The 1,302-nt window shown below is 73.2% G+C and carries 1 protein-coding gene; it reads right to left on the bottom strand.

Translation table 11 applies throughout. From position 1 onward, the window contains the following. Nucleotides 1–164: 164 nt before the first annotated feature. A partial coding sequence (locus HW577_RS25120; RefSeq protein WP_408639558.1) for an ATP-grasp domain-containing protein occupies nucleotides 165–1,302 on the bottom strand: 1,138 nt, incomplete at its 5' end.

Raw genomic sequence — 1,302 nt, 5'->3', positions numbered from 1 at the left:
ACGCCGCGCGCCACAACCCCCGCCCCACGCGGCAGGCGCGCCGCCGCCGCGCGCGGGTCCGGCAACCGCACCGGATCGGAGAAAAGCCAAAGGGCAGGCAGCCGCCGTCCGCGCCGCGACGGCGGGCGGCAACGGGCCGCCGCCGCGGTCAGCGCCCTCATGCGTTACCGCCGCGCCTTCGCCAGCACGAGATCACAGAACGCCGCCGAAATCCGGCCGAGACCCGGCAGCAGGTATTCGAACCCTTCGCGCGCCTCGGCGAACATGGCCCGCATGCTGGGATTGGCTTCGAACACCAGCAGGCGACCGTCGGGCAGCATGGCCGCATCCACGCCGAGGAAGTCGAGCCCCATCCGCTCCGCCACCTCCCCGAGCGCGATCAGCCGGATGGCGCCGAGATGCCGTTCCGGGTTCGCGAGGTAATCCCGCTCGAGCACCTGCGCCTCCGGGTGCGCCCGCATGTAGGCGCGCGAATTCGCGTGGTGGATGTTCCAATGGTCCGCCGTCGCAAGGTGCTCCGCCAGGATCCGTCCGCCCACGAGCAGCAGGCGCGTCTTGCGATAGAGGCCTTGCGCGTCGCGGAAGTCGACGAACTCCGTCGCGAACAGCTCCGTATCGGCGGGCAGGCCCGAGAGGTCGCCGGCGGAATGCGCCAGGACCATGCCGTCCCCGGTATGCGTTCCCGCCGGACGCAGGATGACGGGAAAGCGGAGGCCGGCGGCCTCCAGCGCCGCCGTCACGGCAACCGCCGGGTCGCGCGACGGCGGAACGCGCGCAACGCGCGGGACAAGCAGCCCGTCGATGTCGCCCAGCAGCGTCGCGGCGCGGTCACGAGCCGTGCACGCGATCTGGTCCGGCGGATTGATCACCGGCAGCCCGAGGCGATCCACCACCTGTCGTGCGAGCCCAAGGCCTTGCCGCATCCCTTCGGGCTCGGTGATGGCGTTGTAGATGACGTCGCAGCGCGGGAGACGGTCGAGCAGGGCCGGGTCGCCCGCCAGCGCATCGACGAACAGGTCGACCCTCGCGAAGCGCGCGGGATCCAGGTGCTCGGCGGCGTTGTTGTGCCCCTCGGGCAGCTTCGCGCCGCCGGGCGCAGGGGCGAAGTGGCCATGCCCCATCGCCTGGAGCACGAGCACCGTGGCCTCGGGCGTACCGCGGGCATGGATGTGGACGAACGGCCTGGCGCGCACCGCGGCGACCGAGGCGGCGTGCGCCGAGGCCGTGTCCCCCGCGGCGGCGGCGGCGACGGCGGTTGCCATCAAGGCACGCTCGTCCTGCGGCGCCAGCGCGCGCGCGCGC

It is taken from the genome of Neoroseomonas rubea, from assembly GCF_016106015.1.
In the GTDB taxonomy this organism is placed as follows: Bacteria; Pseudomonadota; Alphaproteobacteria; order Acetobacterales; family Acetobacteraceae; genus Neoroseomonas; species Neoroseomonas rubea.
The sequence above is the reverse complement of the archived record's forward strand: the minus strand, read 5'-3'. Positions and strand labels throughout refer to the sequence as shown.